This window comes from Roseibium sp. MB-4 (assembly GCF_053005265.1).
Genome location: NZ_JBRKQB010000002.1, coordinates 945,927 through 966,829, shown reverse-complemented (window position 1 = coordinate 966,829; position 20,903 = coordinate 945,927). Strand labels below are relative to the sequence as shown.

The window sequence follows — 20,903 nt, the reverse complement described above, 5'->3', positions numbered from 1 at the left end:
GTGTTCTTCGATGTCCTTTGATCTTCTCGTCAAAAACGCAAACTTGCCGGATGGCCAGGCCGGCATAGACATTGCCTGTAAGGATGGTCGGATTGCGGCCGTCGAGGTCGGTATAACTGCGGACGCGGGTCAGGTGATCGATGCCACTGGCAAGCTGGTGTCGCCGCCATTCGTTGACAGTCATTTTCATATGGATGCGACCTTGTCGCTTGGTCTGCCGCGCATGAACCAGAGCGGCACACTGTTGGAAGGCATTGCGCTTTGGGGTGAGCTGAAGCAGATCCTGACCGTCGATGCCGTAGTCGAGCGGGCGTTGAGATACTGCGATCTCGCTGTTTCGCAAGGACTGCTTGCCATCCGCACCCATGTCGATGTGTGTGATGACAAGCTCACCGGCGTTCAAGGCCTGTTGGAAGTGCGCGAAAAGGTCAAGGACTACATCGATCTTCAGCTGGTCGCCTTCCCGCAAGACGGCCTTTACCGCTCACCGAATGCTGAAATAAACCTTCTGAAAGCGCTCGACATGGGCGTTGATATCGTTGGTGGCATTCCGCATTTCGAGCGGACTATGGACGATGGGGCGAAGTCCGTTCGCCGTCTTTGCGAAATTGCGGCCGAACGGGGCCTGATGGTCGACATGCATTGCGATGAGACCGATGACCCGATGTCCCGGCATATCGAGACGCTCGCCTACGAGACGCAGAGGTTGGGTCTGCAAGGCAAGGTGGCTGGCTCGCACCTGACCTCGATGCACTCCATGGACAATTACTACGTCTCAAAACTCTTGCCGTTAATCGCCGAAGCTGAGGTGCATGCGATTGCGAACCCGCTGATCAACATCACGCTTCAGGGAAGGCATGACACCTATCCAAAACGGCGGGGCCAGACGCGCGTTCCGGAAATGCGCTCCTATGGCATCAACGTCGCCTTTGGGCATGACTGCGTGATGGACCCTTGGTACTCCATGGGTTCTGGAGACATGCTGGAAGTCGCGAGTATGGGCCTGCACGTTGCTCAAATGACCAGCCGTGAGGCGATCCGCTATTGTTATGACTGTGTGACCAGCCATCCGGCAAAAGCGATGGGGCTTGAAGGGTACGGCCTGGAGAAGGGTTGCAAGGCAGATTTTGTGCTTCTGCAAGCGCGCGATACCATTGAGGCAATCCGGCTCAAGGCCGCCCGGTTGGCTGTTGTCAAATCCGGCAAGGTGATCGCAACATCCAAACCCCGGCAGACACGTCTTGCGATTGATGGCCGCCCGGGGCTGGTCGATCCGGCAGATTTCGCTCCTAGGGAACATTAGGTCTGCCAAGTGTTCTGGCTGTGGTTGACACACGGCGCCACTTCCGGTGCCATCGTTCTGATCGGTTCAAGACAGGGGTGGCGCGATGAGACTGTTGGTCAAAGTAAGCGGTGAAGCTCTGGCCGAAGGATCCGCAGGTGTCTTTTCGGACGCTGCGATCTCTAGAGTGTGTTCTCACCTCGTTGCGCTCGCTGAAAACGGTCACGAAGTTGCGGTTGTCGTCGGTGGGGGAAACATATTCCGGGGCACCAGCTCCTCAGATTGGAACATTGAGCATGTCGAAGCGGACAATGTTGGCATGCTCGGAACCATCGCGAATGGCATTCTTCTTCGCGCTAAGGTGGAAGCAACATCGGACATTGAAGTCCGACTGATGTCGGCCGTTGATATTCCGGCAATTGGCGAGAAATACATCCGCCGGCGGGCTCTGCGGCATCTGGAAAAAGGCCGGCTCGTGATCCTGAGTGGTGGGATCGGACAGCCTTTCGTGACCACAGATTATCCGTCGGTCCAGCGTGCCGTGGAGCTGGAATGCGCCAGCGTTCTCTGTCTGAAAAACGGTATAGACGGGGTCTACGACAGCGATCCGAAGACCAACCCGGACGCAAAACGATATCGGACACTTTCAATCGAGACCGCGATCACCAACTCCTTAGGGTTCATGGATCGTTCAGCTTTGGTCTTGGCCAAACAGCACAATGTTCATGTTCATGTCATTGGTGTTGATACGGGCATAGATGTTGTCGACGCGGTTGCCAGCGATGCTGTTGGTACGCGTGTGTCCCGCGATGCTGAAAGCAAATTTTACTGAGTCCCAGTTTCGTGTGTTACTGGCAACCGGACAAGCGCCAAGTCATGGTTGCCGCTTGTGTGAACAACGGGATGTTCTTACCCTTGCCGGAAAGCGACGCCGGGTCGCAGGTGTATTTGATGGGTGGATTGCGAATGCCAAACACAGTTTTTCTGAGGTTTCAGCCGATTTGGGCCCGGCTTGCCGGTGTTTTTGTCTCTTTGTTTTGTGCAGCTGGTGGTGTGATGGCGGCTCAAGAAGAGGTCGTGATCGAGGGTGTTCCGGTCGTGGTCACCGAGGAATCCATCAAATGCGATATTGACCCGGCTGACGTTCCCAAGGACATCAGCGTCAAGCGGCTGGTGGACTGCAGTTCCGCAGAACTTGTCGAAATTGACCTGCCCGGAGAGAGCATCGCGGCCATCAAGTTTACGATATCTCCTGATGATAAAAAGATCTCTTCCGGTACCCGAGCCGAACTGCGCGACATGCACGTGGCCAAAAACGGGGATGAAACCTGGTACCGGTTTTCAACGCTTCTGCCCGGTGATTTTCCAATGGAGTCAAAGCACCGATTGGTGATGGCGCAATGGCACGAGCGGGTGAACGAAGGTCAGGAAAGCCTGCGGCCGCCCTTGTCGCATCGCCTTTGGGATGGCCGGTTTGTTGTCACTCTTTGGAACGGTGAGCGCATCAAGAAGCTTGGAACCAAGAAGGGCGATGGCGAGATCCTTCATTCGCAGCCGGAATTGCAGCGCGAGGTGTTTCACGAATACGCTTACAAAGTCGTCTGGTCGCCTGAAGATGATGGTGAAATTGTCGGTTGGCGGCGTCAATGCCAACCCATCGATTTGGCTTGCACAAATGGCGTCTGGGAAGAGTTCATTCGCTACAACGGACCGACCGGCTATACCGACAAAGAGGTCAACGGCTATTACTTCAAGATCGGGCTTTACACCGTTCGGGAATTTGATGTGCCCTTCACCGCTTACCACAATGGGTATGGCAGAGGTGCTTCTGCGGCCGACATCGGCCTCACCGACCCGATGTTTCAATAAGCGGTTCTCCACCGAGTGCTGATGTCAGCCGCCCTGCTGCACTCATGACGGCGGAGCCAAAGCTCTGAATTTTGTCCTCTGTTACCCGGCTTGTTGGTCCTGAGATCGACAAGCCGGCGGCGATCTCGCCATAGTGGTTGAAGACCGGCGCTGCGATGCAGCGCATGCCGAGGTTTTTTTCCTCCCCGTCAATCGAATAACCGCGTGTTTGCGCCTGGGCCAGATCGGCTTTCAGGAGCGCTGCATCGCATAATGTGTAACTGGTAAACCTCTCCCGCTTGGAGCTCTTCAGGATCTTCTCACACTGAGTGTCAGGCATAAAGGCGAGTAGGGCCTTGCCGATCCCGGACGCGTGCAGGGGAGACAAGGAGCCAGGCGGAAAGAAGGCCCGGATGCTGGCGTGCGTTTCCACCTGACTGACGAACAGCACCTGATCTCCTTTTTGTATGCCGAGATTGGCGGTTTCGCCTGTCTCTTCCATAAGCTCTCGTAAAATTGGCCGCGCCCGCTCAACAAGACTGGTGCGGCGTAGGAAGCGGGCCCCCACGATGAAGGCCGCGGGCCCGATGTGCCAGAGTTGCTGGGCTTGATCGAACTCGACCAACCCACGCGTTTCAAGCGTAAACAGGATCCGGTAGAGCGTCGCAGTGGATTCTCCGGTCTGGTCGGAGAGTGCCGACAAGGAGACACCGGACTGGGTGCTTAAGTGCTCGAAAACCGCCATTGCCCGATCGAGTGATTTGATGGTGTTCTGACCGCTCTTGTCGTCCCAGGCGCGCGGCCGCCCCCGTGCCTTTCTCCCGGTGATCAAGTCGTTTTCGCGTTCTGGCATGAGACTGTCTCAACATAATATTGAAAAACTAATTCATTATATGAAAAATATATCTACCTGACAATATTAATGTTTTGTTGGATTTTAATTTTTAAAAAAGTTTTTTAAAAAAATTGCGCGCTCCGGCTGCACTCCGGTACCGTTTCATGAAACCGTGAGAGGAAACGGCCATGAGCTTTCAAAATCCTGTTTTTATTCCAGGTCCCACAAACATGCCGGAGGCGCTTCGCAAGGCGTGCGATATGCCGACACTGGATCACCGATCACCGCTGTTTGGCGAAATACTCCAGCCGGCACTGTCGGGTGTAAAAAAGATACTCAAGAGCGAGCTTGCAGAGGTGTTCATTTTTCCGTCTACCGGCACCGGTGGATGGGAAACGGTGATCGCAAACACATTGAGCCCAGGCGACAAGATCCTGGCAGCCCGCAATGGCATGTTTTCGCACCGCTGGATCGACCTTTGTCAGCGTCATGGGCTGGATGTTGTGATTGTTGATGCGCCGTGGGGAACCGGTTTGCCAGCGGATCGCTATGAAGAAATTCTGGCCGCAGACACGCATCATGAAATCAAGGCAGTGCTTGCGACGCACAATGAGACGGCAACGGGCGTTAAATCGGACATCGCGGCGGTTCGACGCGCGCTCAATAATGCCAAGCATCCGGCGCTGCTTTATATCGACGGTGTCAGCTCTATCGCGTCCATGGACTTCCGCATGGATGAATGGGGCGTCGATGCCGCTGTCACGGGATCGCAGAAGGGTTTCATGCTGCCGGCAGGCCTGGCAATCGTCGGATTGTCACCCAAGGCGCAGGCGGCTGTCGACAAGGCAAAGCTGCCGCGAACCTTCTTCGATATTCGCGACATGCGGAAGTCCTATGCGGTCAATGCCTACCCCTATACACCTGCGGTTGGACTGCTCAATGGCCTGAAAACCAGCTGTGACATGCTGTTATCCGAAGGACTGGATAATGTGTTTGCCCGGCACCATCGCATCGCAGAAGGCGTGCGCGCTGCTGTCCATGCCTGGGGGCTTCAGCTTTGTGCCGGATCCCGCGATGTCTATTCCGACACGGTCAGCGCCATTCGAACCCCCGAGGGCTTCAACGCCACCGACATCGTCACCCATGCAGCTGGGAAATACGGTGTCGCGTTTGGCGTTGGCCTTGGGGAAGTGGCCGGCAAGGTCTTCCGGATCGGGCATCTCGGCAGCCTCACCGACGTCATGACTCTCTCTGGTTTGGCAACAGCGGAAATGGTCATGGCAGATTTGGGTCTTTCCATCAAACTGGGCTCAGGCGTTGCCGCGGCTCAAGACTATTACCGCACCGAAGAGGCCGTTTCCTCAAAGGAGGCCGCATGAAAACCGACGCTCTGAACTCCTACATTCCAACCCTGGAAGACATGCTGGTTGCGCATGAACGGATCAAGCCGCACGTGCATCGCACCCCGGTTCTGACGTCGTCGTTTTTGAACGATTTGACCGGCGCCGAGCTGTTTTTCAAGTGTGAAAATTTTCAAAAAGCCGGTGCCTTCAAGGTGCGCGGTGCGTCCAATGCGGTCTTCGGCCTCGATGAAGAAACCGCCAAAGCCGGAGTTGCCACCCACAGTTCAGGCAATCATGCCCTGAGCTTGTCCTATGCAGCGGGCCGGCGGGGCATTCCGTGTCACGTGGTCATGCCGCGCACAGCGCCGCAGGCCAAGAAGGATGCCGTTCGCGGCTATGGCGGCATCATCACCGAATGCGAACCGTCGACCTCCAGCCGGGAAGCCGTTTTCGCCGAAGTGGAGAAAAAGACCGGCGCTGAATTCGTGCATCCCTACAATGACCATCGTGTGATCGCGGGGCAGGGGACATGCTCCAAGGAACTGATGGAACAGACTGACGGTCTCGACATGGTGATCGCGCCGATTGGTGGCGGTGGCATGGTCTCGGGCACGTGTCTCACCTTGTCGAACCTGGCGCCGGAGGTAAAGATCTTCGCAGCTGAGCCGGAACAGGCGGACGATGCTGCGAGGAGCTTCCGCGCCGGGCACATCATCGCGGATGATGCTCCAAGCACGGTGGCAGACGGCCTGAAAGTACCGCTGAAAGATCTGACCTGGCACTTTGTCTCCAACTATGTGTCGGATGTCTTGACGGCTTCGGAGCAGGAGATTGTTGAGGCCATGCGGCTGACCTGGGCGCGCATGAAAATTGTCATGGAGCCGTCCTCCGCGGTGCCGCTCGCGACAATCTTGAAGAACAGGCACATCTTCGCTGGCAAGCGCGTGGGTGTCATCATCACCGGCGGCAACGTCGATCTGAACAAACTCCCTTGGACCCTTTGATGCCGTTTCGGAGATCAAACTGATGAACGCAATAACTGGATTTGAAAAACTTGAGGTTGGGTACGACGTTCCGGCTGTCCCGGGTATGGACGAAGCGGACATCCAAACGCCATGCTTGGTGCTCGATTTGGATGCACTGGAGCGCAACATCAAGAAGATGGGCGATTATGCCAAGGCCCATGGCATGCGCCATCGGGTGCACGGCAAGATGCACAAGTCCGTCGATGTTGCCAAACTGCAGGAGCGTCTGGGCGGGGCCGTCGGCGTTTGCTGCCAGAAAGTTAGTGAAGCCGAAGTCTTTGCCCGCGGTGGCATCAAGGATGTTCTCGTGTCCAACCAGGTGCGCGACCCTGCGAAGATCAAGCGTCTGGCCCATTTGCCGAAGCTCGGTGCCCGCACTTTGGTTTGTGTCGATGATATCGACAATGTTGTTGAACTCTCGGCAGCAGCAGTCGAGGCTGGGACGACGCTGGAAGTCTTCATTGAAATCGACTGCGGTGCCGGCCGTTGCGGCGTAACGACGACGGACGCAGTTATCGAAATCGCAAAGGCCGTTGATGCAGCGCCGGGGCTGAAGTTTACCGGTATCCAGGCTTATCAGGGAGCCATGCAGCATCTCGATACGTACGAGGCGCGCCAGGAGAAGCTCGACGTTGCCATTGCCATGGTCAAGGATGCAGTCGCAGGATTGAAAGCGGCCGGTCTGGAGCCGGAACTGGTCTCCGGTGGCGGCACAGGCTCCTACTATTTTGAATCCAATTCAGGTGTCTACAACGAGTTGCAGTGCGGGTCGTATGCTTTCATGGACGCGGACTATGGCCGGATCCTGGACAAGGACGGCAACCGCATTGACCAGGGCGAGTGGGAGAATGCGTTCTTCATTCTCACCCAGGTGATGAGCCACGCAAAGGCCGACAAGGCGATCTGCGATGCCGGTTTGAAAGCCCAGTCTGTCGACAGTGGTCTGCCCTTCATTTTCGGTAGATCTGATGTTGAATACGTCAAATGCTCGGACGAGCATGGGGTGATTGCCGATCCAGATGGTGTCTTGAAGGTTGGCGAGAAGCTGAAGCTTGTCCCGGGCCACTGTGACCCGACGGCCAATGTCCATGATTGGTACGTTGGGGTCCGCAATGGCAAGGTTGAGACGGTCTGGCCGGTGTCTGCCCGCGGCAAGGCTTACTGATCCATCACGTTGTTTGATATGGCTGAGCCCCGAGCGGGCTCGGCTTTTTTGTGGAGACACCTATGATCATTGTTCCTGAAAAGGAAATACCAGCCCTTCTGGGGCAGGCCGAAGCTTTTGAGGCAGTCGAAAGCGTATTCGCTGCCATGTCGAGCGGCGCTGCCTATAATTTTCCGGTCATTCGCGAAGCCATTGGCCATGCAGATGCACTATACGGCTTCAAGTCCGGCTTTGACCGGTCCTCGCTGGCATTGGGGCTGAAATCCGGTGGGTACTGGCCAGGCAATGCCGACAAGGGTCTGACCAACCACCAGTCGACGGTTTTCCTGTTTGATGCGGACACCGGCAAGGCCAGAGCTATCGTTGGCGGCAATCTGTTGACGGCGCTGCGCACCGCGGCCGCTTCTGCGGTCTCGATCAAACACCTGGCGCGCAAGGATGCCAAGGTTCTTGGTATGATCGGCGCAGGTCACCAATCCGCGTTTCAAATGCGGGCGGCTGCCGAACAGCGTACATTTGAAAAGGTGATCGGCTGGAACCTGCATCCTGAAATGCTGTCCCGGCTGGAAGAGACGGCGGCTGAACTTGATTTGCCATTCGAGGCCGTGGATCTCGATCGCCTTGGGGCAGAAGCTGATGTGATCATTTCCATAACATCCAGCTTCGACCCGATTCTCAAAGCAGCGCAGGTCACATCCGGAACGCACCTTGCTTGCATGGGGACAGACACCAAAGGCAAACAGGAAGTCGAAGCTGAACTGGTAACCACGGCTACCGTTTTCACAGATGAAGTTGCCCAGTCCTCGACCATCGGCGAGTGCCAGCATGCAGTTGCAAGCGGGCTGATATCGCTGAGTGACATCAACGAGATTGGCGCTGTCATCAACGGTAAACATCCGGGTCGGACGTCAGCGGATGAAATCACCCTGTTCGACGGTACCGGCGTTGGTCTTCAGGACTTGGCCGTTGCTTCAGCGGTTGTCGACCTTGCAGTTGAAAAAGGCGTCGCGATCAACGTTGATTTCTAACAGGGGTCGGCCAATCAATTTTCCAAGAACCTTGCCTGGGGCCAGCGGAGACGCTGGCCCTCTTTTTTGTTGGTGTGGATTTCATTTGTGATGCTTTTCAGTCTCGCGCCGTCCCGAACGCTGTTACGGGGCAATTGATGCATGTGCCGTAGATTGAGAGCAGGTCCCGGCTCGGAGGCCGGGACGGCGGTAAATAATTTCTCAGTAACAGTGCACACCTAATAACTGGCGTTAGTTCACTACACTTGTGCGCTGTTTTTAATGAACTGGCGTTCGACTCTAGCGCTGCGCCGCCCCGGACTTGATCGGCGTTATTATATTTGACAAACCCAAACTTGTTTCCTATATTGGAAACAAGGAGTTGGAATAATGTCCGTATTGTCTCGCCCGTACTTTCACTGTGAAGCCGCCGCTTTCGAGCATGTAGAAAGCGCTCTGTGGCCCAATGGTCCGCATTGCCCGCACTGTGGCAACGCAGGAAAGATCTACGAACTAAAGGGCGTCCGCTCCAAGCCGTCGAAAAAGAACCCGGAAGGCGTTGAGCGTCACGGCCTGAAAAAGTGTGGTGAGTGCCGGAAACAGTTTACGGTACGGATCGGCACCATCTTCGAAGAAAGCCATATTCCGCTGCACAAATGGCTTCAGGCAATCTACCTGATGTGCTCCAGCAAGAAGGGTATCAGCTCCAACCAGCTCGCCCGCGTTCTGGAAATCACGGTCAAGTCTGCTTGGTTCCTGTCTCACCGCATACGTGAGGCAATGCGCGCTGGCGATCTCCCGCCGATGGGTGGGGATGGCAAGACAGTGGAAGCCGATGAAACCTTTGTGGGTGGCAAGGAAAAGAACCGTCACAAAAGCAAGCGTTTCAAGACACATGCAGGCGGTACTTGGGGTAAGGAAATTGTTTTCTCTCTTGTCGAGCGTAAAGGACATGTCCGATCAGTTCATACCCCAAGCGTAACTGCTGCCACTTTACGCTCCATCCTTGTTGAGCAGCTTGAGGGCTCTACCAAACTGATGACGGATGACGCTGGTCAATATCGTCACATGCAAAAAGACTTTGACCACGAAGTGGTCAACCACCGCGCAAACGAATATGTTCGCGGGGAAGCCCACACCAATACGGTTGAGGGATACTTCTCGATCCTGAAGCGTGGAATTATTGGAACTTACCACCACGTGAGCCCGCAGCACCTGAAAAGGTATCTGGCGGAGTTCGATTTTCGGTACAACAACCGCATCAAACTTGGCGTGACGGATTTGCAACGTTCTGAAAACGCATTACGTGGTATTGTAGGAAAGCGCCTCTTCTACCGTGAACAGGTTTGATTGAGACGAAATAGCCCCAGCGCACAGTATTTAGTTCAGCGCAGGAGGTGGAGAATGAGAGAGAAATTCAACCACGATAAGTTCAAAGCGCTTGTCCACTACATCATCTGGAAAGCAGGCGCACATGATGGTTTTGGCGCTACAAAGCTCAACAAGGTTTTGTGGTTCGCTGACGCACGCGCTTTTTCGCTTAATGGCCACTCTCTAACCGGCGCTAAATATATTCGCCAAAAGTATGGCCCTGTACCTCACCAAATTATGCCAGTTCGACAAGAGTTGGTGAATGAAGGAGCTATGTCGCAATGGCAAGACAAGCCCTACGGCGAAAGCGGTTCAGTGGCTTGGCGGTTCAAGGCTATTTCGCCCCCAAACATTAACGTCTTCACATCGGATGAGGTGAAGCTGGTCGACTGGTGGATTGACTACATCGACGGAAAGACAGCTACAGAAATTAGTGACGAAAGCCATGATTATGGCTGGGAAATTGCGCGGATGGGAGAGGAACTTCCCTTCCATGCATTTTTGGCTTCGAGAATCCGCGAAGAACCAAGTTCCGAAGCCATGGAATGGGCGCGTAACAGAGCAAAGGAACTGGGGTTACTCTAGTGCTTGAAATTGTCGAGGACAGCGCCGCGCAAAGCGCCCTCGACGAGGCGCAAGAACTTTGGGGCGGTTGCGCCATCGCATGGGAGGCAGTTACTTGGGCGATTTCACGCGATCCCAAATGCGCAGGCGAGGCTTTGAATGAAGCTGGCACTTTATTCGCACTTGAATACCCTGGGGCAATGTCCAACAAGCAGCCGACGATTTACGTCCTTTATGAAGTCGAGCGGCACCGAGTAATCATTCGCGACGCGAAATTTTCGACACCAATGGCGACGTTTGCAGGCAGAGCATGATCAAAGAAAAGTCTCAAATCGACAAGTTCAAAGAAGCCGCCAAAGAACTTGAATGCGACGAGTCAGAGGAAGCCTTTGACGCGAAGTTAAAGAGTATCGCGAAAAGCCAGCCATCTAAAGGCGAGAAGAAAAAGGGTGGAATGTAGGTCAGTTATATTGACCTATCGAATATTCTTAATTTACAAATTACATTCAAGATTCAAATTACAAATATTTCAGGGAGGATGCTATGCGGGATCGCGATGTGCGTGACGTGGTCGTTCGTGACCTACATGCTGCGCATGAGCATGATCCCACAACGCGCATTGTACAAGAAATGGGGATTTGGTCCGGAACCGTTCGGATCGATATCGCCACAATAAATGGTGAACTATCAGGCTTTGAGCTGAAAAGTGACCGCGACACTTTAGATCGCTTGCCTACTCAAGCCAAGTATTATGGTCTAGTATTTGATAGAGTTACTCTAGTCTGCGGCAGCAAGCACGTCGAAAAAGCAAAAAAAATCATACCGGAATGGTGGGGGGTTGTTTCCGCGAGAGAGCAATGCGGACAAGTCATTCTTGAAGAGCTTCGTAAATCGAAACTGAACAAAGAAATAGACCCTGTCCTCGTGGCTCAGCTTTTGTGGAAAGACGAAGCCCTCGAAATTCTGGACCGTTATGATTTGGTCAAAGGGTTCCGGAGCAAAACGGCACGTGTAATTCACCAGCGCATGGCTCATGAATTGCCACTTGAAACGCTTACCTATGAGGTACGCGCTGCTTTGAAAGTCCGTGACGGTTGGTTAGGGCATTCTGTCAGCCACTAACGAAATATGTCTGTTCAGCAGTATTGCTGCCCATTGAGGCCTGCCACCTGAGCTTCCGCCCGCTGGTGCGGCCGCATACGCCCTAATTCGGTCATCTCCCCAACAGCCGTGAATTTGATCGAAGTCTTGATCAGCGACCAGTGTTTGCGCGTGCCCGCGATATTGAGTGCTCATATCAACGCCGTTCGGACCAGTGGTTGCAACACCTTTATGGATGATCCACGCATCGTCGATTGTATATCTGACGCTTACTGTCGCATTGGCCATTGCGTATCCGGGCACTTCTTCGAGTGAGGGGTGTACATGCCCGGAATCTGAAAAATCAAGATCGAATGGAACATTTGGGTAGACATGTTGCCACGTCAGCCAGTCCTTACGCTGGACGATGTTCCGGCCGTAGTTTAATGGACCGTGATCTCTTGGGGCGCTCCACAAATGTAGGGCAACGGATCGCCAAGGGTGGTTTGCCAAGTTTACCTGATTAATGGTGTGGGACACGTAGTCGGCGTATTGCGCTGGATTGTGCTCTCCAACGCCACCCACGTCTATAATGAGGTCGATTTCTCCTGGATTCCAGCCATGTGTCTGAGACGCCCAGCTTTGAATGCCGGGTAATTCGGCTAATGGGCAAATTAAAACCAAGCCGGGCGCATAAGAGCTTAACAGACCGGATGCGGCGGCAATGTATGCGGGATCGGCACCAAACGGGATTGTCGGGATGACAGGAACGCCTCCGTTCCCAAGGCCGTTAAAGAGCGCAACAAATGCGGTTACGCCGCCCGTAGTGTCAAAATTGTTGGTGCCGTCCAACGCGATTGGCATGTCGCCTACTTGCCTGAGCATTTTTGTTTGAAAAGTAGCGGGCACAGTATTTGTCATTCTAATGACAGGAAAAACACGCGCCTTGGCAGCAGGGCTTAGATTGCCCAACGCATCTGCTTCGCCAGCCTTGGTACGTACTATCGGAATATATCGAAAAGCCACAATCAAAACCTCCTGAGTCGTATCAGGAGATTACACACTCATGAGGCGTGGTGTGTCAAATATAATAACGCCGACTTGATCCGGGGCCAAAGTGAATGATCAAGACGAATAGGGCTGATCACAAGGGCAGCCGAATTTACTGAGATACTGAGTGCCAAAAAGAAAAGGGCCGCAGAAGCGGCCCAATCGATTTCGTAGGTTCTTACGCACTCGGATTACTCCGCCGGTAGAGAACCTTTGCCATGGCCGGCCATGCCGCCGGAGACTTCTTCGGTTGCTTCTTCGGACAGTTCATCTGGAAGGATCAGATTAAGAATAATGGCGATCGCTGCTGCGGGCAGAAGCCCCGTTGTCAGCAAGATCCGAGCTGTATCCGGCATATGCTGCAGCGCGCCCGGTTCCAGCTTAAGGCCCAGTCCGATGGTCAGGGCAATCGCGAAGATCACCATGTTGCGGCGGTTCCAGTTTACATCCGAGAGCATTGAGACACCCGCTGCGACAACCATTCCGAACATGACGATGACGCCGCCGCCAAGAACCTCAATCGGGACGGTGCGGATCAAACCGCCGACCTTTGGAACCAGCCCGCAGATGATCAGGAAAATGGCGCCGCATGTCACCACATGCCTGCTCATGACACCGGTCATGGCGATCAGGCCGACGTTCTGGCTGAAGGATGTGTTCGGAAACCCGCCGAACAAGCCGGCGACGGTGCTGCCCAGACCATCGGCGTAGGTCGCACCGGAAATTTCCTTGTCTGTTGCGTCACGGCCTGCACCACCTTTTGTAATCCCGGTGACGTCGCCCACGGTTTCGATTGCCGAAACAAAGCCCATGAGACAGAAGCCGATAACCGCAGCTGCGGAGATTTCAAACCCGTACTTGAAAGGTTGCGGCAGGGCGAATGCGCTGGCATTTGACCAGGAAGACGCAATGGTGTCGAAAGTCAGCATCCCGGTCATAAGCGCATAAATGTAACCTGCAATCAGGCCCAGCAGCACTGCAGAAACCGACAACATACCTCTGGCATAGAACTTGAGCCCAAGGGTGACGAAGATGACCACCAGCGCCGCAGACCAGTTGAGCAAAGACCCGTATTCCGGAGTGCCGATGGCCGGTACACCGCCGGCGGCGTATTGGATCCCGACCTTGACCAGTGACAGACCGATCATCGTAACGACCAATCCTGTGACAAGCGGCGGCAGGGCAAAGCGGATTTTCCCGATAAACAGACCCAGTACCGCATGGAACATGCCGCCGATGATGACCCCGCCAAAGACGGCGGCGAGCCCGTCAACGCCTTTGCCGGCGACAAGCGGAATCATGATCGGCAGGAAGGCAAAGGATGTACCTTGTACAATTGGCAGCCCCGCGCCGACCGGGCCGAGCGTGATGGTTTGAAGCAGTGTTGCCACACCGGCAAACAGCATCGACATCTGGATTAGGTAAAGAAGCTCGGGAAAATCAGGTGAATTCGAACCGAAGCCGAAACCGGCAGCTCCCGCCACGATGATCGCGGGGGTCACGTTTGAAACAAACATGGCCAGGACGTGCTGGATCCCGAGCGGGATTGCCTTTGCCAAAGGCGGGGTATAGTTGGGATCGCGCAGTTGCTCCGGCGATCCGATCGATGCGTTACTCATGGTTTCTCCTCTGAAGGTCGATCGGATGTCCCTGTCTCGTTTGATGGACCGGGATCATCCTTTTTGTGAATCTCAAACCAGTTCTGGCGTGATCCCCACGGATGTGACTGCCAGCCCTCCCGGCACGGCAGGTTTTGAAAAGGTGAGCAGCCTGTTTCGCGCGGAGCGTGAGAGAACCGTGCGCAGGTCTTTTCTGGTCGTTGTGGTGAAGGTCGATGGGGACAGCACACTGCAAGTCGTAGACATACTTGCGCCCGCAAGATCTGAGCCGGTTGCCGGATTATCGGCGACCGGTGCCTGTAGTTTCCGTCCGGAAGAATGATGCGGGGATCCAGGCATGTTCTCTGACCCGTCTAACAATTGCTGTCATTTTTCTTATAAAGCAAAATAATCTTCTGACTTTCTTGTAAAATCAGAAGGTGCTTTTGGATATCGGCTGGTGCAAAACAATGCCTGTGCTCAGCATGATTGGCGGCAACAATGATTATTCAGGAGAGCCTTATGGCCGGATATCTAACCACCCATGTTCTCGACACCGCCCAAGGCTGTCCCGGCAAGGGGATCAAGATCGACCTTTACCGGATCTCCGGTGACAGCCGTATTTTCGTTCGTAGCCTCGTGACGAATAGTGATGGCAGGACAGACAGCCACATACTTCCGGCCGATGAATTCGAAACCGGCACTTATGAACTCGAGTTTTATGTGGGCGCATATTTCGATGAAGCTGGAACATCCCTGCCGGACCCAAAGTTCTTGGACGTCGTCCCGTTGCGCTTCGGCCTGTCGGAGGAAGCGCATTATCACGTCCCGCTCCTCGTCTCGCCATTTAGCTATTCGACTTACCGCGGAAGCTGATTGACCGGATATTGTTTTCAGCTTTGAGGAAGCCAGGGGCAGAGGACCTGCCTCTGGTTTTACTCTGCTGCTGTGGCGCGATCGCTGAGATCGGCATGCTTGATGACAAAGTCGACAAAGTGCCGGATTTTGGGATCCTGCAAACGGCGGTGCGGATAAAGGCAGCCGAAAATTGTCGGCGGTGGTGGCGTGTCGGACAAGATCTCCACGAGATCTCCCTTCCGCAAGTGCTCGGCAACATCGAACCGGGGTTTGTTGACGATGCCGTATCCGCTGAGGGCCCAATCCGTCAGGACGTCGCTATGATCGGCGTCGAATTTCCCGGAGACTTGCAGTTTTCGTGGCCCTTCTTTGGTCTCCAGAACCCAAAAATATTCCGGAGAATGCGGATAGCGCAGCAAAAGGCAGTTGTGTTCGCCGGTCAAAAGATCATCCGGTGATTGCGGTATTCCATGCTTTTCAAGATATCCCGGCGCAGCACACAGAACGCGCGGACAGTCTGCTATCTTTCGCAGTTTCAAGTTGGAATCTTCCGGCGTGCCAATAAAGAAAGCAACGTCCAAACCGTCCGACATGATGTCGACTTTGCGGTCGGATAAACGCATGTGAACTTCTGTTGCGGGGAACTGTTCAACAAACTTAGGCACGAGCGGCGAGATGATCCGGCGTCCTGCACCGAGCGGCGCAGTGACCCGTAAAACACCCCGCGGCATATCGGAGAAACTTGCAACGGCCGCCTCCGCGTCATTGATGGATTCCAATGCTTTTACAGCATGTTCATAGAAAACCTTGCCGACTTCTGTCGGTGTCAGGGAGCGGGTCGTCCTGTTGAACAACCGGGCACCGAGATGCTTCTCCAACTCCTTGATCCGCTTGCTGGCAACAGCTGGTGTCATGCGCAAGTCCCGGCCGCCCGCTGTTATGCTGCCGAGCTCAACCACCCGCGTGAAGACCCGCAGGCTTTCCAGATAGGCCATCAGCAGTCCTCCCTCGTTCAGCTGTGCCCGGTCGCGATCGTTCTTCCGAGCCGTACCATTGATCCAATGGCGTGGTTCTAGCCCGATTATCGCACAGGCATTTTCAATGGATTGTTGAAAGAATTTCCGGTTTAGCCAGATTTTTTAGAGGCGAACGCGGCCGTACGGTCCATGGCGAGATGAGAGCTTGCCGAGGACGCAATGAACCACCGCACTGAAATCCGGTTTCTTCTGAACGGCCGTGACGTCGCAGTCAAAGATGTCGAAGCCGACGCGACCCTACTCGATTTTCTGCGCCTGGATCGCCGGCTGACGGGAACCAAGGAGGGTTGCGCGGAAGGCGATTGCGGCGCATGCACGGTTTTGGTCGGCAGGCTGCAAGACGGGCAGTTGATCTACGAGACCGTCAATGCCTGCATTCGCTTCATGGCGTCGCTTGACGGATGTCATGTGGTGACCATCGAACATCTGCGCGGCGGAAACGGGCATTTGCATCCGATCCAGCAGGCCATGGTCGACTATCACGGCAGCCAGTGCGGCTTCTGCACACCGGGCTTTGTGATGTCCCTTTATGCGCTGTGGATGGGAAATCCGGAGCCGACTGAAACGGAGGTTGAAACCGCGATCCAGGGGAACCTTTGCCGCTGTACCGGTTATCAGCCGATCATCGCCGCTGCCTTGGCCGCCAATCGGTTTGGCACACCGGCGAATGATTTTCTGATCAAAGAACGTGAGGCAGTTACGGACCGGCTCTTAGCCCTGCGGGATGGCCGCAGGGTGGTTTGCGGGCCGGAAGATAACCGTGCCGTTGTTCCTTCTAGCGTTGACGATCTCGCTGACGTCCTTGCTGAATATCCCCAGGCGACGATTGTAGCTGGTTCAACGGATGTCGGGCTGTGGGTCACCAAGTTCATGCGTCCGATTGGCCCCGCCGTTTTCATCGCACACCTTGAAGAGCTTAAATCCATTGCACTGACCAAGGATGCTCTGCAGATCGGGGCAGGTGTGACCTACACCGAAGCGCAGGAGAGCTTCTGCAAGGAATTCCCGCATCTTGAAGTCTACTGGGACCGGATTGCCGGTCAGCAGGTCCGCAATATGGGAACGATTGGCGGCAACATTGCCAATGGGTCACCGATCGGGGATACACCGCCAGTCCTGATTGCACTTGGGGCTGAGGTCACGCTGCGCAAAGGTAGCGTTACACGCTGGCTGCCGCTGGAAGACTTCTTCATCGAATACGGCAAGCAGGATCGCGCACCAGGTGAGTTTGTCGAAAGCATCTCGATCCCGCGTGCATCTGAACTTCAGCGTCACGGCGCCTACAAGATCTCCAAGCGACGCGACGAGGATATTTCCTCTGTCGCGGCCGGAATCAGTGTGACAGTGGAAAGCGGTGTGATTACCGAATGCCGGTTGGCGTTCGGCGGCATGGCCGGTACTCCGAAACGCGCAGCTGCGGCGGAAGCCGCGCTGACCGGTCAGCCCTGGGGACGAGCCGCTTTCACAGCCGCAGGCAAGGCGCTTGAGGCCGATTTCCAGCCGCTGTCCGATTGGCGGGCGTCCGCCGAGTACCGGATCACCGTCGCGCGCAACCTGCTGCAACGCTTTTTCCTCGCCCATGACGATCAGTCCGCAGAAGCGGCCGATCTTCTGTCCGCTTGATGATGAGAATCCCATGAAACACGATACAATCACCAAAGCGACCCAAACCGTCAGCGGCACTGTTCACACCAACCGGCACCATGAAAGCGCGGAAAAACATGTCACGGGCCGCGCGGAATACTGTGATGACATCGGCGAGCCGCAGGGCACATTACACGCCTATTTGGGTGTCTCTTCGGTTGCGCATGGCTTGCTCAAATCCATGGACCTTTCGGCTGTGTTGGCGGCTCCCGGCGTGGTCGGGGTACTGACGGCAGACGACATTCCGGGCGTGAACGACATCAGCCCGACGGGCCTAAAAGACGAGCCGGTTTTCCCGACGGAAAAAACCGAATTCCACGGCCAGCCGCTGTTTGCTGTGGTTGCCGAAAGCCGGAACGCAGCGCGCCGGGCAGCAGAGCTGGCCAAGATCGAATACGAAATCTTGCCGCATGCGCTTGATCCGTTGGAAGCGCAGGAAGCAGGACATCCGTTTGTAACAGCGCCGCTTAAATTGGTGCGCGGTGAAATCGAACAAGGTTTTTCTGACGCAGACCACCGGATCAAGGGTCAGATCAAGATCGGCGGCCAGGATCACATGTATCTGGAGGGGCAGATCGCCTTCGCCATTCCGGGAGAAGATGACGATGTAGTCGTGCATTGCTCGACCCAGCACCCGAGCGAGGCCCAGCACATGGTCGCGCATGTTCTTGGCGTGCCCTCCAATGCGGTAACAGTGAACGTCCGGCGTATGGGCGGCGGGTTCGGTGGCAAGGAAAGCCAGATGAACCTCTTTGCCGCTGTTGCCGCGATCGCGGCCAAGAAATGGAATTGCCCGGTCAAGATCCGGCCCGACCGGGATCAGGATATGACGGCGACCGGCAAGCGCCACGACTTCGTTGTCGATTACGATGTCGCGTTCGATGACAGCGGCCGCATCCAGGCCGTCGATGGTGTTTTCGCCGCACGCTGCGGCTACTCGGCGGACCTCTCAGGCCCGGTCACCGATCGCGCGCTGTTTCATGCTGATAACGCCTATTTTTATCCGAACGTCCGCTTGCGCAGCCGGCCGATGAAAACCAACACGGTTTCGAACACGGCGTTTCGCGGCTTTGGAGGGCCGCAAGGCGTTGTCGCAGCAGAACGGATGATTGAGGAAATCGCCTACGCGCTTGGCAAGGATCCTTTGGAAGTCCGCAAGGCCAACTTTTATGGAGAAGCAGGGGATGGGCGGACACTCACGCCGTATCATCAGGAGGTTGAAGACAACATTCTGCCGCGGCTGATTTCCGAGCTTGAGGAAACGGCCAATTATCAGGCGCGCCGAGATGCGATCCTTGCGTTCAACAAGGCGTCGAAAGTTATTAAGAAGGGAATAGCCCTCACACCGGTGAAGTTCGGCATTTCCTTCACCGCCACCTGGTACAATCAGGCCGGCGCACTGATCCACATCTACAATGACGGCTCCATCCACCTGAACCACGGTGGAACGGAAATGGGCCAGGGGCTCAACACCAAGGTCGCACAGGTCGTTGCCGATGCCCTGCAAGTCGATTTTGAGCGCATCAAGATCACAAAGACCACTACTGAAAAAGTTCCCAATACCTCTGCGACGGCTGCGTCCTCCGGGACTGATCTCAACGGAATGGCGGCCCTCGATGCGGCCGAGCAGCTCAAGGCGCGGTTGACCGACTTCGCCGCCGAACATTGGTCTGTCGAGCCAGAGGCGGTCATCTTCCGCAACAACATGGTGCAGGTCGGTCAGGACGTCGTATCCTTCAGCGACCTGGTGCGCAAAGCCTATATGGCCCGGGTGCATTTATCGGCTGCCGGGTTCTACAAGACACCGAAGATCCATTGGGACCGTGCGGCCGGCAAGGGACGCCCATTCTATTACTATGCCTATGGCGCCTCGTGCTCGGAAGTCTCCATCGATACGCTGACCGGGGAATACCGGGTGGAGCGGTCCGACATCCTGCATGATGTCGGCGGGTCTCTAAACCCTGTCCTCGACAAGGGGCAGGTAGAAGGAGCGTTCATTCAGGGAATGGGCTGGCTCACGACCGAGGAGCTGTGGTGGGACAAAGCCGGGCGCCTGCGCACCCATGCGCCGTCCACCTACAAGATCCCGCTGGCTTCCGACCGGCCACGTGTTTTCAACGTCAATCTGGCCGACTGGTCCGAGAACCGGGAACTGACTATCAAACGGTCCAAGGCTGTTGGCGAGCCGCCGTTCATGCTCGGCGTGTCCGTGTTTGAAGCTCTATCGATGGCCGTCGCCAGCGTTGCCGATTACCGGGAATGCCCGCGCATCGATGCGCCCGCGACACCTGAACGGGTGCTGCTTGCCGTCGAACGGCTGAAAGCAGGAGGTTAATGTCATGACCGCGCTTTCTGCCAATGCGGCCGCGTTTTTTGATGCAGAAAGCGCGATCATTCGCGTCGAGGTGACTGAAGTCCGTGGATCGTCTCCAAGGGAGGCGGGAACCGAGATGTTCGTCGGGGCAAAGTTGCTCCAGGGAACCATTGGCGGCGGGCGGCTAGAGCAGATTGCGATCGACCGTGGCAGAGAGATGTTGGAGACGCGGCAGCTCTGCGACATGTTGGATGTGCCACTTGGGCCGGAAATCGGCCAATGCTGCGGCGGGCATGTTCGCCTTCGCTTGAGCTGGATGAGCCGTGCGGATCGCAAGGAAGCGCTCTACCGGATCCGCCAGGAGAAGGCCGGGCAGCCGCACGTTTACATCATGGGGGCGGGGCATGTTGGACGCGCGATCGCTGATCTTCTTCAGCATACTCCGGTGACATGCGTTCTGGTCGACATGCGCCAGGAGGAGCTGCAGAAGTGTGAGGCCACGGTCGACAAACGGTTGCGTGCACTGCCTGAGGTGGATGTGTTCAACGCGCCGCCCAAAAGCGCCTTCATCGTGCTCACCCACGACCATGGCCTCGACTTTCTTTTGACATCGGCGGCGCTGGAATTGGGGCATGCCGCATATGTCGGAATGATCGGATCGGCCACCAAACGCGCGAAACTGCGCTCCTGGTGCCGGACTCATTGCGACGGCCTGACGATCGACCAGCTGACCTGCCCGATTGGGGCAACGGCCAGCCGGGACAAACGGCCGGAAATCATCGCTGCATTTGTAGCTGCCGAAGTGCTGACCGCTGTAACGACGGTTCAGCATGTCTCGGACAGCGGGGAGGAGGCTGCGCTGCTCGAAGCTGCGCAGTGAAC

Annotated in this window: 21 protein-coding genes; 17 read left to right on the top strand and 4 right to left on the bottom strand. The window is 55.7% G+C overall.

Annotation, left to right across the window (positions count from 1 at the left end):
- Positions 1-10 precede the first annotated feature (10 nt).
- The 3 genes from ACVDG4_RS15615 (at position 11) to ACVDG4_RS15605 (ending at position 3,151) form a co-directional block, all read left to right on the top strand.
- On the top strand, positions 11-1,303 hold the full coding sequence (locus ACVDG4_RS15615) for an amidohydrolase family protein (RefSeq protein ID WP_447235756.1): 1,293 nt from the start codon (positions 11-13) through the stop codon (positions 1,301-1,303).
- 85 nt (positions 1,304-1,388) lie between these two features.
- Positions 1,389-2,114 carry a uridine monophosphate kinase gene (locus ACVDG4_RS15610; RefSeq protein ID WP_306147595.1) on the top strand — a complete coding sequence of 242 codons (726 nt, stop codon included), beginning with the start codon at positions 1,389-1,391 and terminating at the stop codon, positions 2,112-2,114.
- 134 nt (positions 2,115-2,248) lie between these two features.
- On the top strand, positions 2,249-3,151 hold the full coding sequence (locus ACVDG4_RS15605) for a heparin lyase I family protein (protein WP_447235755.1): 903 nt from the start codon (positions 2,249-2,251) through the stop codon (positions 3,149-3,151).
- On the opposite strand, the gene bhcR is transcribed toward ACVDG4_RS15605, so the two are convergent.
- Positions 3,129-3,983, bottom strand: a complete 855-nt coding sequence (gene bhcR / locus ACVDG4_RS15600) for an HTH-type transcriptional regulator BhcR (RefSeq protein ID WP_420339914.1) — start codon at positions 3,981-3,983, stop codon at positions 3,129-3,131. The two genes, ACVDG4_RS15605 and bhcR, sit on opposite strands and share 23 nt — an antisense overlap.
- Positions 3,984-4,153: 170 nt before the next feature.
- On the opposite strand from bhcR, the gene bhcA reads away from it, so the two are divergent.
- From bhcA to ACVDG4_RS15555, 9 genes are all read left to right on the top strand, one after another.
- Positions 4,154-5,344, top strand: a complete 1,191-nt coding sequence (gene bhcA, locus ACVDG4_RS15595) for an L-aspartate--glyoxylate aminotransferase BhcA (RefSeq protein ID WP_447235754.1) — start codon at positions 4,154-4,156, stop codon at positions 5,342-5,344.
- Entirely contained in the window at positions 5,341-6,312 is a 972-nt protein-coding gene (gene bhcB, locus ACVDG4_RS15590) for a beta-hydroxyaspartate dehydratase BhcB (protein ID WP_447235753.1), read from the top strand. Before bhcA ends, bhcB begins: the two co-directional genes overlap by 4 nt.
- 22 nt (positions 6,313-6,334) lie before the next feature.
- Positions 6,335-7,498, top strand: a complete 1,164-nt coding sequence (gene bhcC, locus ACVDG4_RS15585) for a 3-hydroxy-D-aspartate aldolase BhcC (protein WP_447235752.1) — start codon at positions 6,335-6,337, stop codon at positions 7,496-7,498.
- Positions 7,499-7,560: 62 nt separating this feature from the next.
- Entirely contained in the window at positions 7,561-8,526 is a 966-nt protein-coding gene (gene bhcD, locus ACVDG4_RS15580; RefSeq protein WP_447235751.1) for an iminosuccinate reductase BhcD, read from the top strand.
- Between the two features lie 369 nt (positions 8,527-8,895).
- Positions 8,896-9,855, top strand: a complete 960-nt coding sequence (locus ACVDG4_RS15575) for an IS1595 family transposase (RefSeq protein ID WP_447235750.1) — start codon at positions 8,896-8,898, stop codon at positions 9,853-9,855.
- Between the two features lie 54 nt (positions 9,856-9,909).
- Positions 9,910-10,461 (top strand): Panacea domain-containing protein, encoded by a 552-nt coding sequence (locus tag ACVDG4_RS15570; RefSeq protein ID WP_447235749.1) that lies wholly within the window; start codon positions 9,910-9,912, stop codon positions 10,459-10,461.
- Positions 10,461-10,754, top strand: a complete 294-nt coding sequence (locus tag ACVDG4_RS15565) for a hypothetical protein (RefSeq protein WP_447235748.1) — start codon at positions 10,461-10,463, stop codon at positions 10,752-10,754. The genes ACVDG4_RS15570 and ACVDG4_RS15565 overlap by 1 nt, the downstream gene beginning before the upstream one ends.
- The gene (locus ACVDG4_RS15560) at positions 10,751-10,900 is read left to right on the top strand and encodes a hypothetical protein (protein WP_447235747.1); all 150 of its coding nucleotides are present in this window, start codon (positions 10,751-10,753) and stop codon (positions 10,898-10,900) included. Before ACVDG4_RS15565 ends, ACVDG4_RS15560 begins: the two co-directional genes overlap by 4 nt.
- Before the next feature lie 83 nt (positions 10,901-10,983).
- Positions 10,984-11,562 carry a sce7726 family protein gene (locus ACVDG4_RS15555; RefSeq protein WP_447235746.1) on the top strand — a complete coding sequence of 193 codons (579 nt, stop codon included), beginning with the start codon at positions 10,984-10,986 and terminating at the stop codon, positions 11,560-11,562.
- Here the strand turns inward: ACVDG4_RS15555 and ACVDG4_RS15550 are convergent.
- Together ACVDG4_RS15550 and ACVDG4_RS15545 are read right to left on the bottom strand one after the other, a co-directional pair.
- Positions 11,539-12,546: a beta family protein gene (locus ACVDG4_RS15550; RefSeq protein WP_447235745.1), complete on the bottom strand. Its 1,008-nt coding sequence runs from the start codon at positions 12,544-12,546 to the stop codon at positions 11,539-11,541. The genes ACVDG4_RS15555 and ACVDG4_RS15550 overlap by 24 nt on opposite strands.
- A 215-nt stretch (positions 12,547-12,761) precedes the next feature.
- Positions 12,762-14,189: a uracil-xanthine permease family protein gene (locus ACVDG4_RS15545; protein WP_447235744.1), complete on the bottom strand. Its 1,428-nt coding sequence runs from the start codon at positions 14,187-14,189 to the stop codon at positions 12,762-12,764.
- Here ACVDG4_RS15545 and ACVDG4_RS15540 point away from each other — a divergent pair.
- Both ACVDG4_RS15540 and uraH read left to right on the top strand, forming a co-directional pair.
- Positions 14,188-14,511 (top strand): hypothetical protein, encoded by a 324-nt coding sequence (locus ACVDG4_RS15540; RefSeq protein WP_306147587.1) that lies wholly within the window; start codon positions 14,188-14,190, stop codon positions 14,509-14,511. The two genes, ACVDG4_RS15545 and ACVDG4_RS15540, sit on opposite strands and share 2 nt — an antisense overlap.
- Before the next feature lie 179 nt (positions 14,512-14,690).
- Complete coding sequence (gene uraH / locus ACVDG4_RS15535; protein ID WP_306147586.1) at positions 14,691-15,044, top strand: hydroxyisourate hydrolase; 354 nt, start codon at positions 14,691-14,693, stop codon at positions 15,042-15,044.
- A gap of 59 nt (positions 15,045-15,103) precedes the next feature.
- Here uraH and ACVDG4_RS15530 read toward each other — a convergent pair whose 3' ends face one another.
- Entirely contained in the window at positions 15,104-16,021 is a 918-nt protein-coding gene (locus ACVDG4_RS15530; protein ID WP_447235743.1) for a LysR family transcriptional regulator, read from the bottom strand.
- Positions 16,022-16,222: 201 nt separating this feature from the next.
- Here ACVDG4_RS15530 and xdhA point away from each other — a divergent pair, with 201 nt between their 5' ends.
- The 3 genes from xdhA to xdhC are packed head-to-tail and all read left to right on the top strand — an operon-like array spanning position 16,223 to position 20,901.
- A complete protein-coding gene (xdhA, locus tag ACVDG4_RS15525; protein ID WP_447235742.1) occupies positions 16,223-17,686 on the top strand; it encodes a xanthine dehydrogenase small subunit in 1,464 nt (487 codons plus the stop codon).
- Positions 17,687-17,699: 13 nt separating this feature from the next.
- Complete coding sequence (xdhB, locus tag ACVDG4_RS15520; RefSeq protein ID WP_447235741.1) at positions 17,700-20,042, top strand: xanthine dehydrogenase molybdopterin binding subunit; 2,343 nt, start codon at positions 17,700-17,702, stop codon at positions 20,040-20,042.
- A 4-nt stretch (positions 20,043-20,046) separates the two neighbouring features.
- A complete protein-coding gene (xdhC, locus tag ACVDG4_RS15515) occupies positions 20,047-20,901 on the top strand; it encodes a xanthine dehydrogenase accessory protein XdhC (RefSeq protein WP_447235740.1) in 855 nt (284 codons plus the stop codon).
- The last annotated feature ends 2 nt before the right edge of the window (positions 20,902-20,903 follow it).

Coding starts and splice junctions, on each gene's coding strand:
- bhcR (WP_420339914.1), bottom strand. CDS start 3,983: ATGCCAGAACGCGAAAACGACTTGATCACCGGGAGAAAGGCACGGGGG.
- ACVDG4_RS15560 (WP_447235747.1), top strand. CDS start 10,751: ATGATCAAAGAAAAGTCTCAAATCGACAAGTTCAAAGAAGCCGCCAAA.
- ACVDG4_RS15570 (WP_447235749.1), top strand. CDS start 9,910: ATGAGAGAGAAATTCAACCACGATAAGTTCAAAGCGCTTGTCCACTAC.
- xdhA (WP_447235742.1), top strand. CDS start 16,223: ATGAACCACCGCACTGAAATCCGGTTTCTTCTGAACGGCCGTGACGTC.
- ACVDG4_RS15545 (WP_447235744.1), bottom strand. CDS start 14,189: ATGAGTAACGCATCGATCGGATCGCCGGAGCAACTGCGCGATCCCAAC.
- bhcC (WP_447235752.1), top strand. CDS start 6,335: ATGAACGCAATAACTGGATTTGAAAAACTTGAGGTTGGGTACGACGTT.
- ACVDG4_RS15555 (WP_447235746.1), top strand. CDS start 10,984: ATGCGGGATCGCGATGTGCGTGACGTGGTCGTTCGTGACCTACATGCT.
- ACVDG4_RS15530 (WP_447235743.1), bottom strand. CDS start 16,021: ATGGCCTATCTGGAAAGCCTGCGGGTCTTCACGCGGGTGGTTGAGCTC.
- xdhB (WP_447235741.1), top strand. CDS start 17,700: ATGAAACACGATACAATCACCAAAGCGACCCAAACCGTCAGCGGCACT.
- bhcB (WP_447235753.1), top strand. CDS start 5,341: ATGAAAACCGACGCTCTGAACTCCTACATTCCAACCCTGGAAGACATG.
- ACVDG4_RS15610 (WP_306147595.1), top strand. CDS start 1,389: ATGAGACTGTTGGTCAAAGTAAGCGGTGAAGCTCTGGCCGAAGGATCC.
- uraH (WP_306147586.1), top strand. CDS start 14,691: ATGGCCGGATATCTAACCACCCATGTTCTCGACACCGCCCAAGGCTGT.
- ACVDG4_RS15540 (WP_306147587.1), top strand. CDS start 14,188: ATGGTTTCTCCTCTGAAGGTCGATCGGATGTCCCTGTCTCGTTTGATG.
- ACVDG4_RS15605 (WP_447235755.1), top strand. CDS start 2,249: ATGCCAAACACAGTTTTTCTGAGGTTTCAGCCGATTTGGGCCCGGCTT.
- bhcD (WP_447235751.1), top strand. CDS start 7,561: ATGATCATTGTTCCTGAAAAGGAAATACCAGCCCTTCTGGGGCAGGCC.
- xdhC (WP_447235740.1), top strand. CDS start 20,047: ATGACCGCGCTTTCTGCCAATGCGGCCGCGTTTTTTGATGCAGAAAGC.
- bhcA (WP_447235754.1), top strand. CDS start 4,154: ATGAGCTTTCAAAATCCTGTTTTTATTCCAGGTCCCACAAACATGCCG.
- ACVDG4_RS15615 (WP_447235756.1), top strand. CDS start 11: ATGTCCTTTGATCTTCTCGTCAAAAACGCAAACTTGCCGGATGGCCAG.
- ACVDG4_RS15575 (WP_447235750.1), top strand. CDS start 8,896: ATGTCCGTATTGTCTCGCCCGTACTTTCACTGTGAAGCCGCCGCTTTC.